The organism is Streptomyces spiralis (assembly GCF_014654675.1).
In the GTDB taxonomy this organism is placed as follows: domain Bacteria; phylum Actinomycetota; class Actinomycetes; order Streptomycetales; family Streptomycetaceae; genus Streptomyces; species Streptomyces spiralis.
The window spans coordinates 15,236-38,391 of sequence record NZ_BNBC01000042.1 but is presented as its reverse complement, the minus strand read 5'-3'; the positions used below and the strand labels follow the sequence as shown (position 1 = coordinate 38,391).

At 71.6% G+C, this 23,156-nt stretch carries 19 protein-coding genes; 12 read left to right on the top strand and 7 right to left on the bottom strand.

The window, feature by feature from the left end; genetic code table 11:
* Positions 1-6 precede the first annotated feature (6 nt).
* Positions 7-360, bottom strand: coding sequence for a VOC family protein (locus IE318_RS33170; RefSeq protein WP_030184446.1), 354 nt, complete (start codon positions 358-360; stop codon positions 7-9).
* A 164-nt stretch (positions 361-524) separates the two neighbouring features.
* Between IE318_RS33170 and IE318_RS33165 the strand changes: the two genes are divergently transcribed.
* On the top strand, positions 525-2,072 hold the full coding sequence (locus IE318_RS33165; protein ID WP_189906329.1) for an alpha/beta fold hydrolase: 1,548 nt from the start codon (positions 525-527) through the stop codon (positions 2,070-2,072).
* A gap of 125 nt (positions 2,073-2,197) precedes the next feature.
* Here IE318_RS33165 and IE318_RS33160 read toward each other — a convergent pair whose 3' ends face one another.
* Complete coding sequence (locus tag IE318_RS33160) at positions 2,198-3,517, bottom strand: nucleotide disphospho-sugar-binding domain-containing protein (protein WP_189906327.1); 1,320 nt, start codon at positions 3,515-3,517, stop codon at positions 2,198-2,200.
* Between the two features lie 439 nt (positions 3,518-3,956).
* Here IE318_RS33160 and IE318_RS33155 point away from each other — a divergent pair, with 439 nt between their 5' ends.
* The 4 genes from IE318_RS33155 to IE318_RS33140 are packed head-to-tail and all read left to right on the top strand — an operon-like array spanning position 3,957 to position 8,747.
* Positions 3,957-5,309, top strand: a complete 1,353-nt coding sequence (locus IE318_RS33155) for a formylglycine-generating enzyme family protein (RefSeq protein WP_189906325.1) — start codon at positions 3,957-3,959, stop codon at positions 5,307-5,309.
* Positions 5,306-6,085, top strand: a complete 780-nt coding sequence (locus IE318_RS33150; RefSeq protein WP_189906317.1) for a phytanoyl-CoA dioxygenase family protein — start codon at positions 5,306-5,308, stop codon at positions 6,083-6,085. Before IE318_RS33155 ends, IE318_RS33150 begins: the two co-directional genes overlap by 4 nt.
* The gene (locus tag IE318_RS33145) at positions 6,082-7,452 is read left to right on the top strand and encodes an SUMF1/EgtB/PvdO family nonheme iron enzyme (protein WP_189906315.1); all 1,371 of its coding nucleotides are present in this window, start codon (positions 6,082-6,084) and stop codon (positions 7,450-7,452) included. The genes IE318_RS33150 and IE318_RS33145 overlap by 4 nt, the downstream gene beginning before the upstream one ends.
* Positions 7,449-8,747, top strand: a complete 1,299-nt coding sequence (locus tag IE318_RS33140) for an MFS transporter (RefSeq protein ID WP_189906305.1) — start codon at positions 7,449-7,451, stop codon at positions 8,745-8,747. Before IE318_RS33145 ends, IE318_RS33140 begins: the two co-directional genes overlap by 4 nt.
* A 121-nt stretch (positions 8,748-8,868) precedes the next feature.
* On the opposite strand, the gene IE318_RS33135 is transcribed toward IE318_RS33140, so the two are convergent.
* A complete protein-coding gene (locus tag IE318_RS33135) occupies positions 8,869-10,017 on the bottom strand; it encodes an RNA-guided endonuclease InsQ/TnpB family protein (protein WP_189906303.1) in 1,149 nt (382 codons plus the stop codon).
* Between the two features lie 183 nt (positions 10,018-10,200).
* Here IE318_RS33135 and IE318_RS33130 point away from each other — a divergent pair, with 183 nt between their 5' ends.
* Together IE318_RS33130 and IE318_RS33125 are read left to right on the top strand one after the other, a co-directional pair.
* The gene (locus IE318_RS33130; RefSeq protein WP_189906301.1) at positions 10,201-10,695 is read left to right on the top strand and encodes a TIGR03668 family PPOX class F420-dependent oxidoreductase; all 495 of its coding nucleotides are present in this window, start codon (positions 10,201-10,203) and stop codon (positions 10,693-10,695) included.
* A gap of 67 nt (positions 10,696-10,762) precedes the next feature.
* Positions 10,763-12,514 carry an FAD-dependent monooxygenase gene (locus tag IE318_RS33125; protein ID WP_189906299.1) on the top strand — a complete coding sequence of 584 codons (1,752 nt, stop codon included), beginning with the start codon at positions 10,763-10,765 and terminating at the stop codon, positions 12,512-12,514.
* 82 nt (positions 12,515-12,596) lie between these two features.
* On the opposite strand, the gene hemG is transcribed toward IE318_RS33125, so the two are convergent.
* Together hemG and IE318_RS33115 are read right to left on the bottom strand one after the other, a co-directional pair.
* Entirely contained in the window at positions 12,597-14,075 is a 1,479-nt protein-coding gene (gene hemG / locus IE318_RS33120) for a protoporphyrinogen oxidase (protein WP_189906298.1), read from the bottom strand.
* Positions 14,076-14,189: 114 nt separating this feature from the next.
* Positions 14,190-15,665 (bottom strand): FAD-dependent monooxygenase, encoded by a 1,476-nt coding sequence (locus IE318_RS33115; protein WP_189906296.1) that lies wholly within the window; start codon positions 15,663-15,665, stop codon positions 14,190-14,192.
* A gap of 284 nt (positions 15,666-15,949) precedes the next feature.
* On the opposite strand from IE318_RS33115, the gene IE318_RS33110 reads away from it, so the two are divergent.
* The gene (locus IE318_RS33110) at positions 15,950-17,158 is read left to right on the top strand and encodes an RNA-guided endonuclease InsQ/TnpB family protein (protein ID WP_189906294.1); all 1,209 of its coding nucleotides are present in this window, start codon (positions 15,950-15,952) and stop codon (positions 17,156-17,158) included.
* 79 nt (positions 17,159-17,237) lie between these two features.
* On the opposite strand, the gene IE318_RS33105 is transcribed toward IE318_RS33110, so the two are convergent.
* A complete protein-coding gene (locus IE318_RS33105) occupies positions 17,238-18,758 on the bottom strand; it encodes an FAD-dependent monooxygenase (protein ID WP_189906292.1) in 1,521 nt (506 codons plus the stop codon).
* Positions 18,759-19,022: 264 nt separating this feature from the next.
* On the opposite strand from IE318_RS33105, the gene IE318_RS33100 reads away from it, so the two are divergent.
* Positions 19,023-19,751, top strand: coding sequence for an SDR family oxidoreductase (locus IE318_RS33100; protein WP_189906290.1), 729 nt, complete (start codon positions 19,023-19,025; stop codon positions 19,749-19,751).
* A gap of 99 nt (positions 19,752-19,850) precedes the next feature.
* A complete protein-coding gene (locus tag IE318_RS33095; protein WP_189906288.1) occupies positions 19,851-20,729 on the top strand; it encodes an NmrA/HSCARG family protein in 879 nt (292 codons plus the stop codon).
* A gap of 57 nt (positions 20,730-20,786) precedes the next feature.
* Here the strand turns inward: IE318_RS33095 and IE318_RS33090 are convergent, their stop codons facing one another.
* Positions 20,787-21,404, bottom strand: coding sequence for a mycothiol-dependent nitroreductase Rv2466c family protein (locus tag IE318_RS33090; RefSeq protein WP_189906286.1), 618 nt, complete (start codon positions 21,402-21,404; stop codon positions 20,787-20,789).
* Positions 21,405-21,620: 216 nt separating this feature from the next.
* Here IE318_RS33090 and IE318_RS33085 point away from each other — a divergent pair, with 216 nt between their 5' ends.
* Complete coding sequence (locus IE318_RS33085; RefSeq protein ID WP_189906284.1) at positions 21,621-22,649, top strand: methyltransferase; 1,029 nt, start codon at positions 21,621-21,623, stop codon at positions 22,647-22,649.
* Positions 22,650-22,695: 46 nt separating this feature from the next.
* Positions 22,696-23,142, top strand: coding sequence for a carboxymuconolactone decarboxylase family protein (locus tag IE318_RS33080; protein WP_189906282.1), 447 nt, complete (start codon positions 22,696-22,698; stop codon positions 23,140-23,142).
* The last annotated feature ends 14 nt before the right edge of the window (positions 23,143-23,156 follow it).

Genomic DNA, 23,156 nt, shown 5'->3' with positions numbered 1-23,156 from the left:
GCGTGGTCAGCTGTCCTGCAGCAGTCCGAGAACGTTGCCGTCGAGGTCGGTGACGGTGGCCACGCGGCGGCCGCCGCCGACCTCCTTGGCGGGGCTGCTCACCGTGCCGCCCGCGGCGGTGACCTCGGCCAGCTTGGCGTCGATGTCGGCCACGTGCCAGTAGGCGACCTGCGAGGTGAGGCCCTGCGCGCCCGCCGGCACCAGTCCGATGTGCTGGCCGGCGACCTCGAAGCCGACGTAGTACTCCGAGTCGGTCTGCGGCTCGATGCCGAACAGGGCGGCGTACAGCTTCTTGGCCGCCGCCACGTCCGCCACGGGGTGCAGCACGGTCCTGATTCCCTGGATGGCCTCGTCAGCCATTCTCACTCCCGGGGTTGGAATTTCGTCGCCTCATGCTAGGGAAACCGCCGCAGCCGCCGCAGCCTCACACGCCTCGCCTCAAGTGGATGTCCAGGCGTTCTTGAGCGCGGGCCGACAGGACGGTGCCACGCTGCGGGCGCGCTGAATTCAGGAGGGGAAATTACGTGAGAAAGCTTGCGTTGGTCATACCAGTGATCGCGGCCGGCCTGCTGGGCCCGGCCGTCGTCCCGGTCGCGGCAGCGAACGACGCGGCCGTGCCGGCCGCCGGCAGCATCGACTGGGTGCCGTGTCCGGGCGGCGACCCGGTCCTCGGCGACATGCTCAAGGGCCTGGAGTGCGGCACCGTGCAGGTGCCGCTCGACTACGACCACCCCGACGGCCGGCAGATCAGCCTGGCGCTGACCCGGGCCAAGCACACCGTCCCCGACAGCCAGTACAAGGGCGTCGTCGTGCTGAACCGCGGCCAGTGGCCCGGCGGCATCGGCCGTGACCTGCCCACCCGCTACGCCCAGGGCACCACCGGGCTGGCCAAGGACGTCGGCGGCGCCTACGACTGGATCGGCTTCGACCCGCGCGGCGTCGGCGCCAGCGAGCCGGCCGTCGTCTGCGACAGCGACTACATCGACCCCGGGCACGCCCAGCCGGACCCCGTGCCGGCCACGCCCGCCGCCGAGCAGGAGTGGGTGGAGCGGGCCCGTGCCTACGCCAAGAGCTGCGGCGACACCTACGGCGACGTGCTCGAGCACCTCGGCACCGAGGACGCGGCGCGCGACCTGGACCGGATGCGGATCGCGCTCGGCCAGGAGAAGATCACCTACTTCGGCACCGACTGGGGCACCTACCTCGGCTCGGTCTACGCCACGATGTTCCCGCACCGCGTGCAGCGGATGGTGCTGGACAGCGTGGTGCGTCCCAGCGGCGTGGGCTACTCCAACAGCCTTGCCAAGAACGTGCTGACCGAGCGCAACGCCAAGATCTTCTTCGCCTGGATCGCCACGTACGACGCGGTCTACCACCTGGGTGCGACCGAGGCCGAGGTCGAGGCGAACTACTACACGGCGCAGGACGCGCTCGCCGCGGCGCCCCTGGACGGCAGGATCGGCCCGGCGGAGTGGGCGGACATCTTCGAGCCGGTCGTCTACCGCAGCTGGACCTGGCTCTCGCGCGCGAAGGTGCTCTCCGACTGGGTGGTGCGCAAGGACCCGACGTCGCTGCGGGCCACCTACACCCCGCCCGGCTTCCCGCACCAGAACAGGCAGGCCATGACCGATGCGGTCAACTGCCTCGACGGCCCCTGGCCCACGGACTGGGACCGCTGGCACCAGGACTACTCCGGCCAGTACGACGCCGGCAGCCGGTTCCTGACCTGGAACAACGCCTGGTACAACGCGCCCTGCGCCTTCTGGCCGGAGCCCGCGAGGAGCAAGCCCCTCAAGGTCGGCAACGGCCAGGTCAGCGTCCTGCTGGTGCAGCCCCAGTTCGACACCGCGCACGGCACCGCCGGCGCCGTCGAGACGCACGCGCTGTTCCCCAACTCCCGCCTGGTGCTGGAGAAGGGCGGCCACAACGTCGGCGCGGCGCTGTCGGCGAACAACAACACCTGCCTCAACACCTACGTCGGCGACTTCCTCAGGGACGGCACCCGTCCCGCTTCCCGCAAGGGCATCGACGCCGTCTGCCAGGCGTCGCCCGACCCGGTACCGGCGTCCTGACACGCCGTCGGGACGGGCCCCGCGTGAGCGTCACGCGGGGCCCGTCCCGTCTCCTCGTGCCCCTCTTGGTCCTGCCGGTCCTGCTTGGTCCTGCCGGTTGTGCCGGGATCGCCGGTTTCTGCCGGTCAGCGCGGGGCGGGTACCGGGCCGGGTCGGCGGGCGGCGACCAGGTCCTCAAGGGTCCGTGCCAGCTCGTTGGGCGCGGGCATGGCCAGCATCTCCTCGCGCAGCCGCGCGGCGTTCGCCCGCAGGGCGGTGTCCTTGAGCAGGCGGACGAGTGCGGCACGCACCGCAGGCCCGTCCACCTCGGCGGGCGTCATGGCCAGCCCCGCGCCCGCGCGCTCCAGGCAGCGGAACTTCAGCGGAGCGTCGAACGCCCGGCCGATCAGCAACTGGGGCACGCCGTAGCGCAGAGCGCAGCCGAAGGACCAGGTGCCGCCGTGGTGCACCACGGCCGAGCAGGTCGGCAGCACCTCGGCCAGGGGCACGGACTCCACCAGGCGGGTGTGGGCCGGCACCTCGCGCAACTCCCGCCGGGCCTGCGGCGGCAGGGCCAGCACCAGCTCCATGGCCACGTCGGCCACCGCATCCAGGATCTCCTGGATGCGCTCGACGGGCAGCGGGAGCCGTGCCGTCCGGTCCTCGGCCGAGTCGCCGAACGTCATCAGGACCCGCGGTGCCGGCGGCGGTTCGGCCAGCCACCGGGGCACGACCGCCGGGCCGTTGTAGGGAACGAACTGCACGGCAAGGGTGGTCGGGCGCGGGTCGGGCCGGAACGCCTCGGGGAGCGGGGCGATGGTGAACTGCCCGTCGACCAGGTCCTCGCAGAAGGCGGCGCCGTACTTCTCGGCCCAGGCGGCCAGCCAGTCCCGCATCGCGTCGACGCGTTGCTCGGGCGGCTGGAGCGCCTGGGCGTGCAGGAAGTCCTCCCGCATGCGCGTGTAGACGTCGACGGAGTACAGCACCCGGGCGTGCGCGGCGCCGACCGCCTCGGCGGCCACCGCCCCCGCGAACGCCTTCGCGCCCCAGAGCACCAGATCCGGCCGCCAGGCGCGGGCCAGGGCGACCAGGTCCTCCATCATCGAGTCGTTGGACCGGCGGGCCTGCGGAAGCACCAGGTCGTCGAAGACCCGGCGGGCCTGCTCCCAGCTCAGCCGCTCGCGGTCGGGCCGTATGGCGAACAGCGCATCGAGCCCCTCCTGCGGGGCCCCTTTCGCCGCGGCGGCGCGCTCGGACGTCTGGCGCCGGTCCCGCGCTCTGCGGACCTGCGGTGTCTCGCCGGGGCCGACGGCCACGGCCGTCAGCCCGGCCGAGGTGACGGCGTCGAGGAGATCCGGCCAGGCGGCCACGCGCACCTCGTGCCCGGCCGTCTGCAGCGACCAGGCGAGCGGCACCATGTTGAACACATGCGTCTTCCACGGGAACGGCACCACAAGAACTCGCACAACGCACTCCTTTCGAATCGTGGGCGGTGGAATTCTGTTCGTCGGCCTGCTTGTTCAACTGTGGCAGGTCGGCGGTTGAACAAGGCTTCCGGCTCGGTCAACAACACGGAAATCACGTGAACTTGACAGAGTCGAGCGCTCGACGGGATCGTCGATGCCTCGATTGCCGATACATCTGAAGGAGGTGAATCGGATGAAGACGCTTCGCCAGTGGAACGCTCTGCGCTCGCAGCGGAAGGGCGGTGCCCGCCCGGCCGGCAAGTACTTCAAGTGGGCGGCCTGACCTGGGCAATCTCTTGGCCTGTGGAGGGTCCTACGACTCTCCACAGGCCAGGGTTTCGGGCCTCAGAGATATCTGACCGTGGCAATCGAGGTGGGATCAGTGCACAGATGGAGTTACGAGCGTTTTGCCGTCGAACAGAAGACTTTGAACGGGCTGGTGGATCGTTTCCTGGCCCCCGAGATATGGCAGAAATCGCGCGGACCACTGACCGATGAAGAACGCGCCGAACTGCGTGAGACCATCGCGGGGCTTCGGCATCCCAGGGTCATCGAAGAACTCTGTGCGCTGGCGGCGACCCACCCACGTGCGGATGTCCGCCTCACGGTTGTCGAGGGCGTCGAGCCGTTCCTGGCCACTCATCCCGCGGCGCGGGAGTTCCTGGTCTGGCTGCTCGGCGACGACGAGGACTTCGTCGTGTTCTCCGCCGCGAGGATCGCCGGCCGCAATCGCGTCGGCGAGGCCTACGAGGAGCTGCTGCACATCACCGGGCCGGCCGAGGCCGGCCTGTTCCGCAGCACCAAGCCGGTGGGCATCGGCGCCGCCGTCGTGGCCAAGGCGATGGACGGGATCCTGGGTGCCCAGGACCGCGCGGCCAGGCTGGAGACCGAGCGGGAGCACGCCAGGACCGGGCAGTTGCCGCGTGCAACCGCACTGGGCGAACACTGGGACTACGACCCGGAGAATCTGCCCCGGCCCGTTCCCGACGGCATGGTCCTCATCCCCGCATCGGAATTCGTCACCGGAATCGGCATGGACGACGTCGTCCATCCGCTCTACGACGTGGACGACGCGGTCCCCCGGCAGACCCGCTACCTGCCCGACTTCCTCATCGACCGGTATCCGGTGACCAACCGGGAGTACGACGCGTGGGCGCAGAGCCCGCAGGCCGCCGAGCACGCGCTCTGCCACCCCGACGAGCCCGAGGACAAGGACCACCGCCGCGGGATCATCGGCGACGCCCGGTTCGGTCCCGACCACCCCGCGACCGGTGTCGACTGGTTCGATGCCTTCGCCTACCTCGCGCACGCCGGGAAACGGCTGCCGACCGAGCTGGAGTGGGAAAAGGCCGCACGGGGCGAGAACGGCGCCTTCTACCCGTGGGGCGACGAGTTCGACCCGGACGCCCTGCGCTGGTTCGGCGCCTCCTTCGGTGAACCGCAGAGCCTGGAGCACTGGCGCGACACCCTGAGCACCTTCGACGAGAGAACTCCCGCGGTCACCACGGTCCCGGTCGGCTCCCACCCCAAGAACGTCAGCCCCTACGGCGTCGCGGACCTGGTCGGGAATTGCTGGGAATGGACGGACACCAACTTCTTCACCCGCGACCGGATGAAGCCGATGATCTCCGGCAGGCCTCGCACCGAATGGGCGACGGCCGAGGAGACCTCGGTGGTCATCCGGGGCGGCGCGTGGACCTCCATGCGGGAGCAGGTCACGACGTACTTCCGCGGCAAGGACCTCTTCACGGACCGGCACAACGAGATCGGATTCCGAGGAGTGATCCGATGAGTTCGCCGCAGCGCATCCCGCGGTTCCGCTATGACGGCACGGTGACGGCGGAACAACGCGCCTTCTACGAGCAGTACGGGTTCGTCGTCTACCGTGGCGTGTTCGACGCACGGGACGTGGAGATCATCAAACGCGATGCCGAACGCCTGGAGCGCGACACGCTCGACGGGAAAGTACCGGCCGAGCACCGCGACCGGGTGATCAAGCCGTCGTACGACGACAACGGCCGGGCGACCCTGCACCGGCTGCCCTATTTCACCCTGCACTGCGCCGACACCCGGGAACTGATCGAGCGACGCAGACTGGACTCGCTCGGCCCCGGTCTGCTGGGACGGCCGGCATGGCGGTTCGAGGACGCCGTCGACGGAGCCGTGTGGCAGATGAAACGGGGCAGGCGAAGCTCGTACAGCGCGCTGGACTGGCACCTTGACTTCCCGCACGACCTCCCGCTGACCCCGCTGGTGAACGTGGGCGTCTACCTGGACGCCGCCACCATCCGCAACGGCTGCCTGATCCTCGTGCCCGGATCCCACCGGTATCCGCCGCGGCGACTGGAGCCCGTGGGACTTCCCCTCGAAGCCGAGGCGGGCGACGTCATCTGCCACACCTACAACATCCTCCACCATTCCGGTCCGGTGCTCGACGACACCAGCCGGGCGACGCTGTACGTGTACTACTCCGCAGGACAGAAGCCCTCGGCGGGCACGGCGTACAGCCACCGGGCGGGCGAGGATTTCGCAAAGATGATCACCGGAGCGGAGGCCGACGCGCGATGACCACCACCACCCCGCAAGTCCCCTCCGAGGTCCTGCAGATCGCCGCCTGGGCCGACGGGCCGGCAGCGGAACGCGACGCCCTGCTCGGCGGCTACCTGCGCACACTGGAACAGCTCGCCGACCCGCGAACGCTCGGGGAATGCCTGGCGGTCGGCCTGCTGCACGACACACCCGAGATACGGCGGCAGGCCCTCGCGGCCGCCGTACGGCTCGCCCCGGAACTGGCGGCCGAGGCCGTCGGGTGGGCGCTGGCCGATCCGGACGAGACCGTGCGCGGGCCCGCACTCGCGTCCCTGGCCAAAACGCCGGCCCTGCGGTCCGCAGGCGGCTCGTCGGCGCTCCACGCCCTGCTGGCCGTGCTCGGCCGGTCACCGGACCAGATCGCCGCGGGCGTCGGAAACTACGTGACGGTGGCGGACGCGCACGCACTCGCCTCGGCACGGACGCTGCTCGCCGATACGGCACTGGCCGACACGGTCCTGGAGGATCTGCCCGTCCCGCTGTCGGCCGACCGGTTGCCCAGCCGGCTCTCCCTGGAGGGGATGCGGCACATCCCGGCCGGACGGCTGCGCCGCGGGACGCACCCCGGCCAGGAACGCTCCTGGGGCGACCCGGGCGAGCCGGCGGTGGACGAGATCACCGTGGAGGGGTTCTACCTGGACACCTGTCCGGTCACCAACGACGAGTACGACGCGTTCGTCGCCGACGTCGGTGTGCACGGCCACCTGTGGTGCCATCCGGACGAGCCGAGGAACACCGACCACACACGCTCCACCGCCGACGACCCCCGCTGCGCCGACGATCACCCGGTGACCGGCGTCAGCTGGTACGACGCGGTGGCCTACGCCGCCTGGTGCGGCAAGCGGCTGCCCACCGAGGACGAGTGGGAGCGGGCCGCCCGGGGCGACGACCACCGGCGTCACCCGTGGGGGGATGAGTTCCGGCCTGAGCTGGTGCGGGGCCTGCACTCGGTCCTCGGCCGGGACGGCGGGACCGGCCCGGACCGCCAGGCGTGGCTGCGCCGGCTCGCGGATCTGCGCGTCGCCGAACTGCCCGCGCTGACCGGTCCGGTGAACCTGCCGGGCAGCGAATCCCCCTTCGGTGTCCGGGACATGTGCGGCAACGTGTGGGAGTGGACCTCCACCCGGTTCCTGGACGGCCTCCCGCTCCAGCCGCGCTTCGGCACGATGGACCCGGGCGACCTGTGGGGCGAGTGGTCGGCCGAGGTCAGCGTCCGCGGCGGAGCGTGGAGTTCGCCCCCCGCGCTGCTCACCGCGGTGAGCCGGGCGGGCAAGGCGCTGGTGACCCGGAGCCCGGAGATCGGGTTCCGCTGCGCGGTGAGCGAATCCGAGGTGCCCGATCGATGACCGGAGTACGGCCGATGACCGGAGTACGGCGGATCCAGCGGGTGCTGCCCCAGGGCTACACCCGCTGTCTCGCCAACCCCGACTTCCGCCGGCTGCAGCCCGGCTTCCTGGTCTCCTTTCTCGGCGACGGCATGAGCGTCGTCGGCGTGGCGTGGCTGGCCGTCGAACTGGCCGCCCCGGCAGACCGCTCCCTCGTGGTGGGACTCGCCGTCGCCGCCTACAGCCTCCCCGCCGCGATCGGCTCCCTCACGCTGGGACGCTGGCTGAGCGGGCGCAATGCCAGGAGCCTGATACTGCTGAACGCGCTCCTGCGCGCGGCCCTGTTCGCACTGATCCCGGCGCTGTACTGGACGGGGCTGCTGGACGCCGCGACCTACATCGCCCTGCTCGCCCTCTCCTCGGTCCTGCACGCCTGGGGGATCGCCGGCCGTCAGACGTTCGTCGCCGAGACCTTGCCGGCCGAGGACCGGCTGGCCGGTCACTCACTGGTGGGCAGCCAGGAGCAGCTGTCGTTCATCACCGGACCGCCGCTGGCCGGTCTGGTGTCGGCCGCGTTCGGGCCGGCCGCGGTGCTGGCCGGTGACGCGGTCAGCTATCTGTACCTGGCCCTCGTGACGGCCCGGGTACGCGGCGACGGCACGGTCGAGCGCCGTCCCGCGGTGCCGCTGCGGCGCAGCGGCAGGACCCTCGCCCGCCACCCGGAGCTGATGGGCCTGCTCGCGCTCACGTTCGTGTTCTACCTGCTGTACGGGCCGATCGAGGTGGCGGTCCCGGTTCTCGTGGCCGAGCGGATGGGCGGGGATCCCACCGCGCTGGGATGGATCTGGGGCGCGTTCGGCGTCGGCGCGGTGACCGGGACCTGGGTCACCGGAACACTGCGGCGGCTCCCGCTGTGGCCGACCGCGCTGGCCATCGTGGCCGGCTGGGGACTGGCGATCCTCCCCTTCGCACACTTCGGCACGCTCGCCGCGGGCATCGCGGGCTTCGGCCTCGGCGGGCTCATCTACGCGCCCTACGGGCCGGTGACGATCACCCTGCTGCAACGCAAGGCACCCATCGAGGAGTTGGTGAGCCTCAGCGCCTTCCGCAGCGCGGTCCTGGTGATCGCGACCCCGCTGGGCGCGGTGCTCGCCGGGCCCCTGATCGGCGCGCTCGGAGCGGCGGGCACGATCCGGCTGTCCGGCCAGACCACCGTCGGCCTCGCCGTCCTCGGCGCGGTCCTGGTGCTGCTGGTACGGCGGCACCAGCACGTCCGGGAGCCGCAGGAACCGCTCCTGGGGGCCGAGCGGCGCTGAGCCCTCCCACCACCCGCGCGGCGGACCGGCGCCGTGACTTCCACTTCGTCATTCCCAGCGCCAGGGACCCAGAGACAAGGAGCGGTGTTGACTTCCTCCCCCTCCTGAAGGATGGGGATTCCTACGGCTCGCGCCGTAGGGGTTTCTGCTTCATCACCGAATGCCCGCCCGGAGTACTCCGTTGAGGTCTTACGCCAGCTCCACAGACAGACGCCGTCAGCCCGACGGCCAGGATGTTCTTCGCCGCGTTCACGTCCCGGTCGTGGGTCGTCCCGCAGTCGCACGTCCACTCGCGGACACTCAGCGGCATCTTGTCCCGCAAGGTGCCGCAGACGGAGCACAGCTTGGAGGAGGGGAACCAGCGGTCGATCGCGATCACTTCGCGGCCGTACCACTGGGCCTTGTACTCCAGCATGCTCCGGAACTCCGACCAGGCCGCATCGCTGATGGCGCGGGCCAGGCTGCCGTTCTTCACCATGTTCCGAACGGCGAGATCCTCGATCACGATCGTTTGGTTTTCACGAACGAGCCGAGTGGTGAGCTTGTGCAGATGGTCACGCCTGCGGTCGACGATGCGGGCGTAGACCTTGGCGACCTTCCAGCGAGCCTTGGCCCGGTTCGCTCCGTCGCCCTTGGCCTTACGGGCAAGCTGTCGCTGGGCCTTGGCGAGACGGACGCGGTCAGGCCGCTCATGCCGGGGGTTGGAGATCTTCTCGCCGGTCGAGAGGGTCAGCAGGTGGTCGAGTCCGACGTCGACGCCGACGGCCGCGTCGGTGGCGGGGAGCGGCTGAACGGAACGGTCCTCGCACAGCAGGGACACGTACCAGCGTCCGGCCGCGTCCTGCGACACAGTCACCGTGGACGGCGACGCCCCCTCGGGGAGCGGACGGGACCACGCGATGTCGAGCGGCTCCGCCATCTTCGCCAGGGTCAGTTTCCCGTCCCGGAACCGGAATGCGCTGGTGGTGTACTCCGCCGACTTCCGCGACTTCGTGAACGCCGTCTGGAGGTGCCGCAGGGCCTGTTGGAGCGGGACGGAGGAGACGTCGTTGAGGTACGCGAGTTCCTCGGTCTTCTTCCACGCCGTCAGCATCGCCGACGTCTGGTTGTAGTTCACCCGCTCCTGCCGAGTCCACGCCTGCGTGCGCGCCGCAAGAGCCAGGTTGTAGACCTTCCGCACGCAGCCGAACGTGCGCGACAGCTCGGCCGCCTGCGCATCGGTCGGATAGAAGCGGTACTTGAACGCCCGCTTCACGTGGGCGGTCTTCACCGTTCACACGCTACCCCATCAGTTTGTGACGGAGCGCGGGCAGTTGGGAGCAGACACCGGATCGCCCTGGCGGCGATCCGGCTTTCCCTGCCCTGCTCCGCAGGAGCTTCGTTTCTCCCCCCGCAAGCGGGAGGTACCCCCACCCCGGCCTGAAGGCTGGGGTATCCACAAAGGAGAGACCTGATGAAACTCGGGCAGGACGAGATGCGCAGCCGGTTCGAGCGGGAGCGAGCCGTCCGGTTGGCCACGGTCGACGAGCGCGGGCGCGCCCATGTCGTGCCCGTCATCTTCGTGGTGGACGGCGACGTCTTCTACTCACCGACCGACAAGCCGAAGAGCGGCAATCCGCGGCCCAAGCGACTGCGCAACCTGGACCGCGACCAGCGGGTCACGGTCCTGGCCGACTGCTACGACGACGACTGGCTGAAGGCGTGGTGGGTACGGCTGCGCGGCACCGCCCGGGTGATCGAGGAGAGCCCGGAGCGCACGCATGCCCTCGGCCTGCTGGACCGCAAGTACGCGCAGTTCGACGGCCCCCGCTACCTCAAGGACGGCGGACCCGTGGTGGCGGTCGACATCAAGGACTGGCTCGGCTGGGCGTACAGCGAGCAATCCGCGCAAGCCGGCCGGCGGCGCCCGTGGCGCGAGCGGTCCTGGCTGCGGTCCAGTCGTGCTTGACCGGTGCTGAAGACGACTTTGCCAGGCTGCGACTGGCAAGGCATCGGTCGATCCTAAAGGGGCGAATATGGGAGCCATCGAGGTTCCGGTTCTGATCGTGGGCGGTGGCGGATGCGGTCTGTCCGCCTCCGTCTTCCTGTCCGACCAGGGCGTCGATCATCTGCTGGTGGAACGGCACCCGGACACATCGAGGGTTCCGAAGGCGCACTACCTCAACCAGCGCACGATGGAGATCTACCGGCAGCACGGTGTCGCCGACGACGTGCTCGCCGAGGCGGCGCCGCTGGAGAAGTTCGGCAAGGTGCGCTGGCAGACCACGCTCGCCGGCGACGGCCCGCTGGAGGGGCGTCTGATCCACGAGATGGATGCCTTCGGCGGCGGCGCACTGCGCGAGACCTATGCGGCCGCCGGGCCCGTCCTGCCCGCCAAGCTGCCGCAGATGTGGCTGGAGCCGATCCTGCGCCGGCACGCGCAGGACCGCAATCCCGGACGGATCCTCTTCCACCACGAGGTGACCTCCTTCCGCGACGAGGGCGACCATGTCGTCGCCGAGGTGCGCAACCTGGACACCGGGGAGATCACCACGGTCACCTCGCAGTACCTCATCGGCGCCGACGGCGGCCGCATGGTCGGGGCCGAGGTCGGCATCCGGATGCAGGGCCCGCCCGGACTGGTCAACACCACGACCGTGTACTTCTCCGCCGACCTGTCCCAGTGGTGGGAAGAGGGCACGCTCATCACCCACTTCCTCAACCCGGAGGACCCCGACCTGTCCAGCAACCTCATCGAGATGGGGCCGCGCTGGGGCAAGGAGTGCGAGCAGTGGGGCCTGCACTTCGCCCCCGGCCCGCCCGGCCGCTGGGACACCGAGTCGGTCGTCCCCCGGATCCGCGAGCTGCTGCGCCTGCCGGACCTTCAGGTGACGGTGCACAAGGTGACGGACTGGATCGTGCACGCGCACCTCGCCGACCGCTACCGGGTGGGCCGCGTGCTGATCGCCGGCGACGCCGCCCACCGCCAGCCCCCCGCCGTCGGCCTCGGCCTCAACACCGGCATCCAGGACGCGCACAACCTGGCCTGGAAGCTGGCCGCGGTGCTCGAAGGCCGCGCACCCGACAGCCTGATCGACACCTACGAGGCCGAGCGCCGGCCCGTGGGCCGGGAGAACGTCGACTGGGCGGTGTCCGCCGCCGTCCACCACCAGGCGGTCATCGACGCCGTCGGCGCCGGCCACAACATCCCGGCCGGCCGCCGCAAGCAGCGGCTCGAGGCGTACTTCGACCCCTCCCCGCTCGGCGACACCGTGCGGGCCCGCGCCCTGGAGATCTTCCACACCCACCGCGGGGGATGCCAGTCCCTCGACATGGAGGTGGGCTTCCACTACGAGGACGGCGCGCTCGTCCCGGACGGCAGCGAGCCGCCGGCCCGCGTCCCCATGCGCAACGAGCACCGGCCCACCTCCCGCCCCGGACACCGGCTGCCGCACGCCTGGATCACCGCCGGCGGCCGCCGCCTGTCCACCCTCGACCTCACCGGCCGGACCGACTTCACGCTCATCACGGGCCCGGAGGGAACACCGTGGTGCGAGGCGGCCGCACGGGCGGCGCAGAAGTTCTCCGTCCGCATAGGCACCGTCCGCATCGGTGCCGGCTGCGAGTACGCCGACGCCGACGGCGGCTGGGAGGCCGTCCGGGAGATCACCGACGCCGGTGCGCTCCTGGTCCGTCCCGACCAGCACGTCGCCTGGCGCAGCACGGGCGCCGGCCAGGACCCCGAGCAGGCCCTGGCGGAGGTGCTCGCCGCAGTGCTGGACCGCTGAACGCCGACACCGCGACGGACAAGCAGAAGCGGCCGTGCCCGGGAACCGGGCACGGCCGCTTCGACGCGGGGCAGGGGACCGATCAGGCACCCACCGCCACCGAACGGGCTCCGGCGTCCTGCCGCACCCAGGCCAGCACCTGGTCGGCGGCCTGCCGCGCGGAGGCCATGCACACACCGACGCCCACGCCGTCGTACAGCGCACCGCACACCGCGAGACCGGGCTGGGCGGCCACCGACTCACGGATCCGCCGCACCCGCTCGAAGTGGCCGACGGTGTACTGCGGCAGGGCGTCCGCCCAGCGGCTGACCCGGCTCGCCACCGGGGCACCGCGCACGCCGGTGGCCTCGGCGAGCTCGGCCGTCGCCAGCGCCACCAGGTCGGCGTCGTCGCGCCCCAGCAGGTGCTCCTCGCCGAACCGCCCGATCGAGCAGCGGACGATCTCCACCTCGCCTGCCAGGTGCGGCCACTTCACCGTGGTGAACGTGACCTCCTTGACCGCCTTCCCCTCCACCGCGGGCACCCGGTAGGCGGCGTAGCCGCGGCCCGCGAGGGGGCCGGGGAACGCCGAGCGCGGGTAGGCGAGCGTCACCATCGCCACGCTCGAGTACGGCACCTCGGCGAACGCCAAGACGGCCGAGGCGGTTCCGGGCACCCCGGCGAGCAGCTTGCCCGCGGGCCCCGCCGGCACGGCGATGACGACCGCGTCGGCGTCGATGTGCTCCGCCCGGCCGGCCGTGCCCACGGTCACCCGCCAGCCGTTCGCGCTGCGGGTGAGCTCCCGGACGGGGGCGTCGGTGCGCACCGACGCGTCGGGCGCCGCCGCCAGCACCTCGCGCACCAGGACGGGGGGCAGGGATCCGAACCCGCCGTCGAGGGTCGCCACCCGCACCGGCGGCGGCTTCTGCCCCTCGGCGAGCACGGGCGTCAGCGAGCCCGCCGCGTCCGCCAGCGACACGTGCGCACGGGCCGCCTTGGCCAGCGGCGTCAGGGTGGCCTCGAACGACAGGTCGGCGGCGCGGCCGGAGAACACCCCGGCGAGGAAGGGCTCGACCAGACGGTCCACGACCTCCTGGCCGAAGCGCCCGCCGACGTAGTTGGCGACCGAGACGTCACCGTCCAGGTCGAACGACGGCAGCACCAGGTCCTGCCGGGCCCGCTCGACGCCCTCGGCGGAGACGACGCCACAGCGGGCGAGGTCGTCCATGTCGCAGGGCACGCCCATGAACTGACGGTCCGGCTGCTGCCGGATCCCGCCCCTGGTCCAGATCGCCGACGCGGTGACGCCGGCCGACATGATCTTCTCGCCGAGTCCGGCGTCCGCGATCAGCCCGGTGGTCCTGCGCCGGTTGGCGTACAGCGACTCGGCGCCCTCGTCGACCGCGACCCCCGCCACCTCGGAGACCGACAGCTTCCCGCCCAGCCGGGACGACGCCTCCAGGACCGTCACCCGGACCGGCTCGTCGCGGAGCCGGAACGCCGCCGCCAGTCCCGCGATACCACCCCCGATGACGACCACATGGGGCTTTCCACTCACCTGATCCTGTTCGGTGCCAGCCATTCCACCAGATCCTTCGCGGTTAGTGTCGTGAGAGGCCCTCTCGGCGCCGGCGCCCGGCGTCAAGACAGGCCCTGGCAGTCTGGCCGCAGGGCCCAGCCCCCCGGTCGAGAGCGCCTAGAGGGCCCTGCGGGCGGTGCCGAACCAGCGGTCGAGGGCCTGGGTGAGGTCGTCGGCGGTGCCGGGGGAGGTCCAGGCGACGTAGCCGTCGGGGCGTACCAGAACGGCGTCGACGGCGATGCCGGGCCGGGTGGTCCAGGTGCCGGTGACGACGTCGACGCGGTCGGTGTGGCCGCCGGCGGCCTGTGCGGCCTGTGCGGCGGTGCGGCCGGTGGCAAGGAGCAGGCCGCGGCCGGTGCGCAGGAGGTCGGCGACGCGGGTGCGGGTGCCGTCGGCCAGGGTGAGTTCGTGCCCGGGCGGCATGCGCCGGCCCAGCAGCGGGTGCTCGCCCTTGGCCAGGTCGTAGCGGATCCCGAGGTTGCTCAGCATGCCCGCCGCGTACTCGGCGGCGTCCTTGTGGGCCAGCAGCTCGCCCACGACCTCGCGGACCGGGTCCATGTCCTCGCCGGTGAGCCGCAGCTCGATCGCCGCACGGGCATTGCGCGCCAACTGCTCGCCGACAAGGTGGCGTTCGGCGTGGTAGCTGTCGAGCAGATCCTGCGGCGCCCATCCCTGGACGGCCGCCGCCAGTTTCCAGCCGAGGTTCACCGCGTCCTGCACCCCCACACTCAGCCCCTGCGCCATCGCCGGGGGCTGCACGTGCGCGGCGTCGCCCGCCAGGAACACCCGGCCGCGCCGGTACTCGGCGGCCGCCCGCGAGGCGTCGGTGAAGCAGCTGATCCAGCGGCACTGCCCGTGGTGGATGGACTCGCCGGTCAGCCGCTGCCAGGCGTCGGCGAGGTCGCGGAAGGCGAGGGAGTCGCGGTCGCGGGGCACCGGCGTACCCGCCTCGTGGACCACGACCCGGGTGACGCCGTTCTCCAGGTCCATCGCCATCACCATGCTGCCGCCCGGCAGGTTCTCCCCGATGCGCCGCTTGCGGGTGTCGATGCCGGTGACGTCGGCCGTGAGGAAGCCGCGCCGGCCCTCGGTGCCGGGGAAGGCTATGCCGGCCAGCCTGCGCACGGTGCTGCGGCCCCCGTCGCAGCCGACCAGGTAGGCGGCGGTGTCCTCGGCCGGCCCGTCGGGGCCGGCCACGGCCACCACGACACCGTCCTCGTCCTGGTGCACACCGGTCACCTCCCGGCCGCGCAGCACCGGCACGCCGAGCTCGCCCACCCAGTCCTCCAGCATCCGCTCGGTGCGGAACTGGGAGACGCCCCGGTGCCCGTGATGGTCCTGCTCCAGCATCCCGAGGTCGATCGGCACTCCGCCGAAGTGGCTGTCGGCGGGCTCGGTGCCGCCGAGCCGGTCGAGCAGGCCGCGCTGGTCGAAGCACTCGGCGGTGCGCTTGGTGAAGCTCGCGCCGCGCGACTGGCGCGTCGGCGCGGGCAGCCGCTCGTAGACGGCGACGTCCACGCCGCGCAGCCTGAGCTCGCCCGCCAGCATCAGCCCGACCGGGCCTGCCCCGACGACGATTACATCCCTGGCCATCAGATTCCTTTCGAGGGGCCCATCGGCTTCAGCCGCTGGGGGAGTCGAATCCGCGCCCGTGCTGCGGAGCCGCACAGCGTCTGGTCTTGAACGTGAGCCACCATCAAAAGTGGTAGCGTTTTGGTTGTGGCTAGAGGTGACCACCGGGAGTCGCTGAACCTTCGCGTACCCCCGGGCTTGAAGCGGCAGATCGAGGAATACGCCCACCGGGCGGGCATCTCGATCAACGCTGCCGCGTGCGTTCTCCTCGCCGAAGCCTTGCGCCGTGAACGGAGGCGCGAGGGATGATCCGCGCCTACAAGTTCCTCCTGCGCCCTACCAAGGGGCAGGCGGCAGCCCTCGCGGACATGCTTCGGGATCACTGCTCGCTGTACAACGCCGCGCTTCAGGAGCGCCGGGACGCCTACCGGCACGTCTCCAAGACCACCGTCCGGTACGGCGACCAGTCCGCCCAGCTCAAGGCGATCCGGACCTTCGACCCGGAGCGTCAGGGCCGGTGGTCGTTCTCCTCTCAGCAGGCCACGCTGCGGCGCCTGGACAAGGCCTTCGCCGCGTTCTTCCGCCGGGTCAAGGCGGGAGAGAAGCCCGGGTACCCGCGCTTCAAGGGCGTCGGGCACTTCGACTCCGTGATGTTCCCGAAGGACGGTGACGGCTGCCGCTGGGACTCCACCCCCCACGACCGGCAGACCCGCGTCCGGCTCCAGGGTGTCGGACACGTCCGCGTCCACCAGCACCGGCTCGTGCAGGGCCGCGTCAAGACGGTCACCGTCAAGCGTGAAGGCCGCCGCTGGTACGTCGTCCTCGCGTGCGACAACGTGCCCGCCGAGGAACTGCCGCCCACCGGCGCGATCGTCGGCATCGATATGGGCGTTGCCCACTTCCTGACCACGTCGGACGGCGAGCATGTCGCCAACCCGCGCTTCCTCAAGGCGATGGCCGGGGAACTGGCCGAGGCGCAGCGGCACCTTGCGACGTTCCCGAAGCGGACCCGGCAGCGCACCAAGCGCCACCGCGCCGCCGCCCGGAAGGTCGCCAAGCTGCACGCCAAGATCCGGCGCCGACGGCTCGACTTCCACCACAAGACCGCCCGCGCGCTGGTCCGCGACTTCGACGTCATCGCGCACGAGCGGCTGAACACAGCGGGCATGACCAAGAGCCCGCACCCGAAGGCCGCCCCGGACACGCCCGGCAGCTTCCTGTTGAACGGTGCGACCGCGAAGGCCGGACTCAACCGCAGCATCCTGGATGCGGGCTGGGCGCAGTTCCTGGGAATCCTGGCGAACAAGGCTGAAAGCGCCGGTCGCTTCGTGATCCCGGTGGACGCCCGCAACACCTCCCGCACGTGCCCCGACTGCGGGCACGTCGCGAGGGGGAACCGTGTCACCCAAGCCACGTTCCGGTGCACGGCGTGCGGGTTCGCAGCGAACGCGGATCACGTCGGTGCAACCAACGTACTCAACAGGGCCGGGCTGGTCCTCTGCGACGTGGCCTAGCCACCGACGCAGGAAGCCCGCGCGTTCCCGCGTAGGCGGAGTCACGTCTTCGCTCCTCATTCGATGGGTGCGTCGGCGCTCACCGGCCGGCGGACTGCGGGATGTGGGCGGTGCCGAACCAGCGGTCGAGGGCCTGGGTGAGGTCGTCGGCGGTGCCGGGCAAGGTCCAGGCGACGTAGCCGTCGGGGCGTACCAGAACGGCGTCGAGGGCGGCGTCGGGGGTGGTGCTGTGGGCGGTGCCGGGCCGGGTGGTCCAGGTACCGGTGACGACGTCGACGCGGTCGGTGCGGCCGCCGGCGGCCTGTGCGGCCTGTGCGGCGGTGCGGCCGGTGGTGGCCAGGAGCAGGCCACGGCCGGTGCGCAGGAGGTCGGCGACGCGGGTGCGGGTGCCGTCGGCCAGGGTGAGTTGGTGCCCGGGCGGCATGCGCCGGCCCAGCAGCGGGTGCTCGCCCTTGGCCAGGTCGTAGCGGATCCCGAGACCGCTGACGATGCCGGCGGCCTGCTCGGCGGCGTCCTTGTGGGCCAGCAGCTCGCCCACGACCTCGCGGACGGGGTCCATGGCCTCGTCGCCGAGGTAGAGCTTGCCGGCCGCGCGGGCGTTGCGGACCAACTGCTCGCCGACAAGGTGGCGTTCGGCGTGGTAGGTGTCGAGCAGATCCTGCGGCGCCCACCCGCGGACCGTCGCCGCCAGCTTCCAGCCCAGGTTCGCCGCGTCCTGCAGCCCGGCGCTCAGCCCCCACGCGGCCAGCGGCGGGATCTCGTGCGCGGCGTCGCCCGCCAGGAGCACCCGGCCGCGCCGGAACTCCTTCGCCAGCGCGGCGGAGTTGCCGCAGGCCCACACCCACCGGCACCGCGCGTCGTCGATGGACTCGCCGGTCAGCCGCCGCCACGCGTCGGCGACCTCGGCGAACGTCAGCGCGCCCGGCTCCGGGCGGGCGGGCAGTGCCGGATCGTGGACGACCACACGGAAGCGACCCTCGCCCAGCGGGGTGCACACCACCATGCGGCCGCCGGGAAGCCGCTCGCCGATCGGCCGCGGGCGCGGGCTGACGCCGGAGATCTCCGCGGTGTACATGCCCCGGGTGGGCTCCCACTGCGTGGCCGGGATCCCGGCCAGCTTCCGTACGGTGCTGCCCGCGCCGTCGCAGCCGACCACGTACCCGGCCCTCTCCTCGCCCGGGCCGCCGGGACGGGTGTAGGAGACCACGACGCCCTCGGGCGTCTCGCGCAGGCCGGTCACCTCACGGCCGCGGCGCACCGGCACGCCGAGGTCGGCCAGCCACCCGCCCAGCGCCTCCTCGGTCCTCGCCTGGGACAGGCCCAGCACCCCGCTGTGGTCCTCGTCGAGCATGCCGAGGTCGAAGCGGACCCCGCCGAAGTGCCCCATCGGGCCCCACCGCAATTCCCCCAGCCGGGACAGCAGACCGCGCTGGCCCAGTGACTCGGCGGCCCGCCGGTTGAAGCCCAGTGCCCGGGACTGACCGGCCGGGGCGGGCAGCCTGTCGTAGACGGCCACGTCCGCTCCGCCCAGGCGCAGTTCTCCGGCCAGCATCAGGCCGACCGGCCCCGCACCGACCACTATGACGTCAGTTGTTTTCATTTTTTAAAGGCCCTCTGCGCTGTGGCAATACTTGGCCGCCCTGAAGCTACTCAGGGCAATGTCCGGCCGCAACGATTCGAAATTCCATGAGTTTTGGTGGAGCGTTCGACCGCGGAGCCGGATCCTTTGAACACGGCGGTGAACACTTGAACGGGGCGTCCGTGCCGCAGCAATATCGTCGGGCGCCTTCCGGGTTTCACTGCTTCCCACGGTGATCTCCCCACGGTGAATGCGCGCATTACCGGCCGCAGAAAGGAAGCTGACGTGACGGACGAGAGGATCGCCCTCATCACGGGTGCCAACAAGGGCATCGGTCTGGCCGTCGCGCGGCAGCTCGGCGAGCGGGGGGTCGCCGTCATCGTCGGCGCGCGGAACGAGGTGCTGGGCAAGCAGGCCGCCGACGCGCTGGCCGCCGACGGCATCGCGGCGACACCGCTCCGGCTCGACGTGACGGACCCCGCCGGCGCGGCCGAGGCCGCCCGCGAGATCGAACGGCGCCACGGACGCCTGGACATCCTGGTGAACAACGCCGGCACCGCGGGCGGCTTCACCGGCGCACCGAGCGAGGCGAGGGCGGCGGATCTGCGGGAGGTCTACGAGACCAACGTCTTCGGCGTGGTCACCGTGACCCGCGCGATGCTGCCGCTGCTGCGCCGCTCCCCGGCCGGCCGCGTCGTCAACCTCTCCAGCCACGTGGGGTCGCTGACCCTGAACTCGGACCCGGGCTCCCCGCTGGCGGGCGTGAACATGATCGCCTACCAGTCGTCGAAGACCGCGCTGAACGCGATCACGGTGGCGTACGCGAAGGAGCTGCGGGGGACCCCGGTCAAGGTCAACGCCGCCCTGCCCGGAGTGGTGGCCACGGACATCAATCACCACCGCGGTCACCGCACCCCCGCCGAGGGGGCCGCGATCGTGGTCCGTCTCGCCCTGCTGGACGAGACCGGTCCCTCGGGCGAGTGCCTGGCCGACGAGGGGCCCGTCCCCTGGTAGCGCGCGACGCCCCGAGGCAGGCGGCCGCCCCGCGGCCGCCCGCATCCCGACCGCACCGCCGGGCCGAGCCCGGCCGGCACGAGACATGGAGATGAGACAGTGGCGCTTGACCAAACGATCCTGGTACTGGGCGGGACCGGCCGGCAGGGCGGGGCGGTGGCCCGCGAACTGCTGCGGCGCGGGCACACCGTGCACGCCCTGGTCCGCGACCCGGCCAAGACCGAGGCGAGGGCGCTGCGGGAGGCGGGCGCGGTCCTGGTCCGCGGCGACATGGACGACGAGGCGTCGCTGACGGCGGCGATGGACGGCGTCCACGGAGTGTTCAGCGTCCAGACCTTCCGGGGCCCCGGCGGCGTCGAGGCCGAGGAGCGGCAGGGCAGGGCGGTGGCCGACGCCGCGGTACGGGCCGGGGTGCGGCACTTCGTCTACAGCTCGGTCGGCGGCGCGGACCGGGACACCCGCGTCCCGCACTTCGAGAGCAAGCTCAGGGTCGAGCAGTACCTGCGCACGCTCGACCTGCCCACCACGGTGCTGCGGCCGGTGATGTTCCACGACATCCTGCTCGACATCGCCCCGCGCCCGGTGCAGGACGGACTCGTGCTGGCCATGTGGCTGGACCCCGAGACGCCGGTGCAGCTCATCGCGACCAGCGACATCGGCGTGTTCGCGGCCGACGCCTTCGAGAAGGCGGACGCCTGGCTGGGCCGGGTGGTCGAGATCGCCGGCGACGCCCTGACCGGGCCGCAGATGGCCGCGGCGTTCGAGGCGGTCTCCGGCGTGCCCACCCGCTACCAGCGGCTGCCGATCGAGCCGCTGCGCGCGGCCCGCCCCGACCTCGCCAACATGTTCGACTGGTTCGAGCGCGACGGCTACCGCGCCGACCTCGACGAACTGCGCAGGAGCAGGCCCGACCTGGTGTCCCTTCAGGCCTGGCTGGCCGACAACTGGACGGCACCCGTGGCCGCGGCGGGACGCTGACAGCCGGCTCAGCCGACCGCGGACTTCAGCTGACGGCAAGCTCAGCCGACGGCGGCTTCAGGTGAAGACGGGCTGCCGGGTGCGGGTGCGCTTGAGCTCGAAGAAGCCGTCGGTGGCCGCCACGGCGAGCACACCGTCCCACAGCCGCGTCGCCGCCTCGCCGCGCGGGGCGGGCGTCACCACCGGGCCGAAGAACGCCACGTCCCCCACCGCCACGACGGGAGTGCCCACATCGGTGCCGACACGGCCGATGCCGTCGTGGTGGGAGGCGCGCACCGCGCCGTCGTACGCCTCGGAGACGGCCGCGCCGGCGAGGGCCGGATCCAGGCCCGCGGCGGCCAGGGCCGCCGCATAGGTGGCCCGCTCCTTGGGGGCGCGCTCCAGGTGGAAGCGGGTGCCGAGTTGGGTGTACAGCCGCCCCAGCACCTCCGGCCCGTACTCCCGTTCGGCGGCGGCGCACACCCGCACCGGCTCCAGCCGCACGGCCAGGTCCCGGTGCCAGCGCTCGGGCAGGTCGGTGCGGCCCTCGTTGAGCAGGGTCAGGCTCATCAGGTGCCAGCGCAGCTGAAGGGGCCGTTGCCGGGCGACCTCGAGGATCCAGCGGGAGGTCAGCCACGCCCAGGGGCAGGTCGGATCGAACCAGAAATCCACCGGGGTCGGGGTGTCGTGCCGCAAGGAGGCCTCCTCCAGGTAGCCGGGCCGGAACAATTTGGCAAGCCCGGCCGGAATTCTGCTGGAGCGGCACTGGAATCATCCTGTTCAACCGCTCAAATTCCCCGGTCGAACGCCCGGCGGGCAATTGCGAGAATGCCGAGGTTGCGGGCTCGAGAAGCGCCGACCTATCGTCTGGAATCCGCGAGAAGAGGCGCTGTGAAAGCCGAAAGGAAAGGCATGCCCGTGCTGCCCGAGGTTCGTGACCAGTCCGACTCGTACTCACTGCTCCATCTCATTCAGGGCGCGGTGATCACCCAGGCGATCTCCGTCGCGGCCAGGCTCGGCATCGCGGACGTGCTGGCCGGCGGCCCGCTGTCCGCCCAGGACATCGCCGCGCGCGTCGGGTCCGACCCGAAGGCGACCCACCGCGTCCTGCGCGCCCTCGCCGGCCACGGCGTGTTCGCGGTCCGTCCCGACGGCCGGTACGAGCACACCCCGATGTCCGACAAGCTCCGCCAGGACGCCCCGGACTCGATGCGCGGCTTCGCCCTGCTGATGAACCACCCCACCCTGTGGGAGGAGTGGGGCCACCTGTACGACACGGTGGAGACCGGCGAGGCCAACCTGCCCAAGCTGCGCGGCATGGGTGCGCTGGACTTCTTCCACGCCAACCCCGACTACGCGCGGGTGTTCTTCCAGGCGTTCGGCGAGCTCTCGGCATCGGAGACCGACCCGATCCTGGCCGCCTACGACTTCTCCCGCTTCGGCACGGTCGTCGACGTCATCGCCGGCCGCGGCAACCTCCTGGCGGGCATCCTGAAGCAGGCGCCGCACGTCAAGGGCGTGCTGTACGACTCCGAGGTCGCCACCGTGGACTCGCCGGCGCTCTTCGAGGCGGCCCAGGTCGCCGACCGGCTCACCATCGAGCACGGCGGCTACCTCGGCAAGCTGCCCGCGGGCGGCGACGCCTACGTGTTCAAGCACATCATCCACGACTTCTCCGAGGCCGACGCCGTCACGGCCCTGCGCAACGCGCGCGAGGCGATCGCCCCCGGCGGAAAACTGCTCGTGATCGAGTACGTGATCCCGGAGAGCAACGCAAAGCACCTCGGCAACACCATCGACCTCTGGCTGATGCTGATGCTCGGCGCCCAGGAGCGCACGCTCGCCGAGTACACCGAGCTGTTCGCCAAGGCCGGGTTCAAGCTCACCAGGGCCGTTCCCACCAGCGCGCCGATCTCGGTCATCGAGGGCATCCCGGTCTGAGGCCGCCGCGAGCAACCGACCCATCACACCGCACAGGAGAAGACCGATGACCCCACGGATGGACAACCCCTCCCTGGTCGTTCCCGGCGCCCTGCAGCCCCTGCTCGACCTGACCGAGGTCATCGGCAAGGTGGGCGTGCCACGGACCACCCTCGACCTCGTCCGGCTGCGCGTCAGCGAGATCAACGGCCGCACCTACACCTTCCCCGACGACCCGCAGCAGGCGGAGAAGATCGACGAGCGGCTGCCGCGGGTGGCCGGCTGGCGCACCGAGTCCTGCTTCGACGACGCCGAGCGCTCCGCACTGGAGATGGCCGAGGCCGTCACGCTGATGACCGACCCGCAGGACATGGCGTCGGACGAGGTCTGGGAGAAGTCCGCCGCCTACTACACCGACGAGCAGCTCGGCGCGCTGCTCATGCACATCGGCCTGGTCAACTTCTGGAACCGGGTGAACGTCGCCACCCGCCAGGAAGACGCGGCCTGGCGCTGAAGAAGGGGAGACGG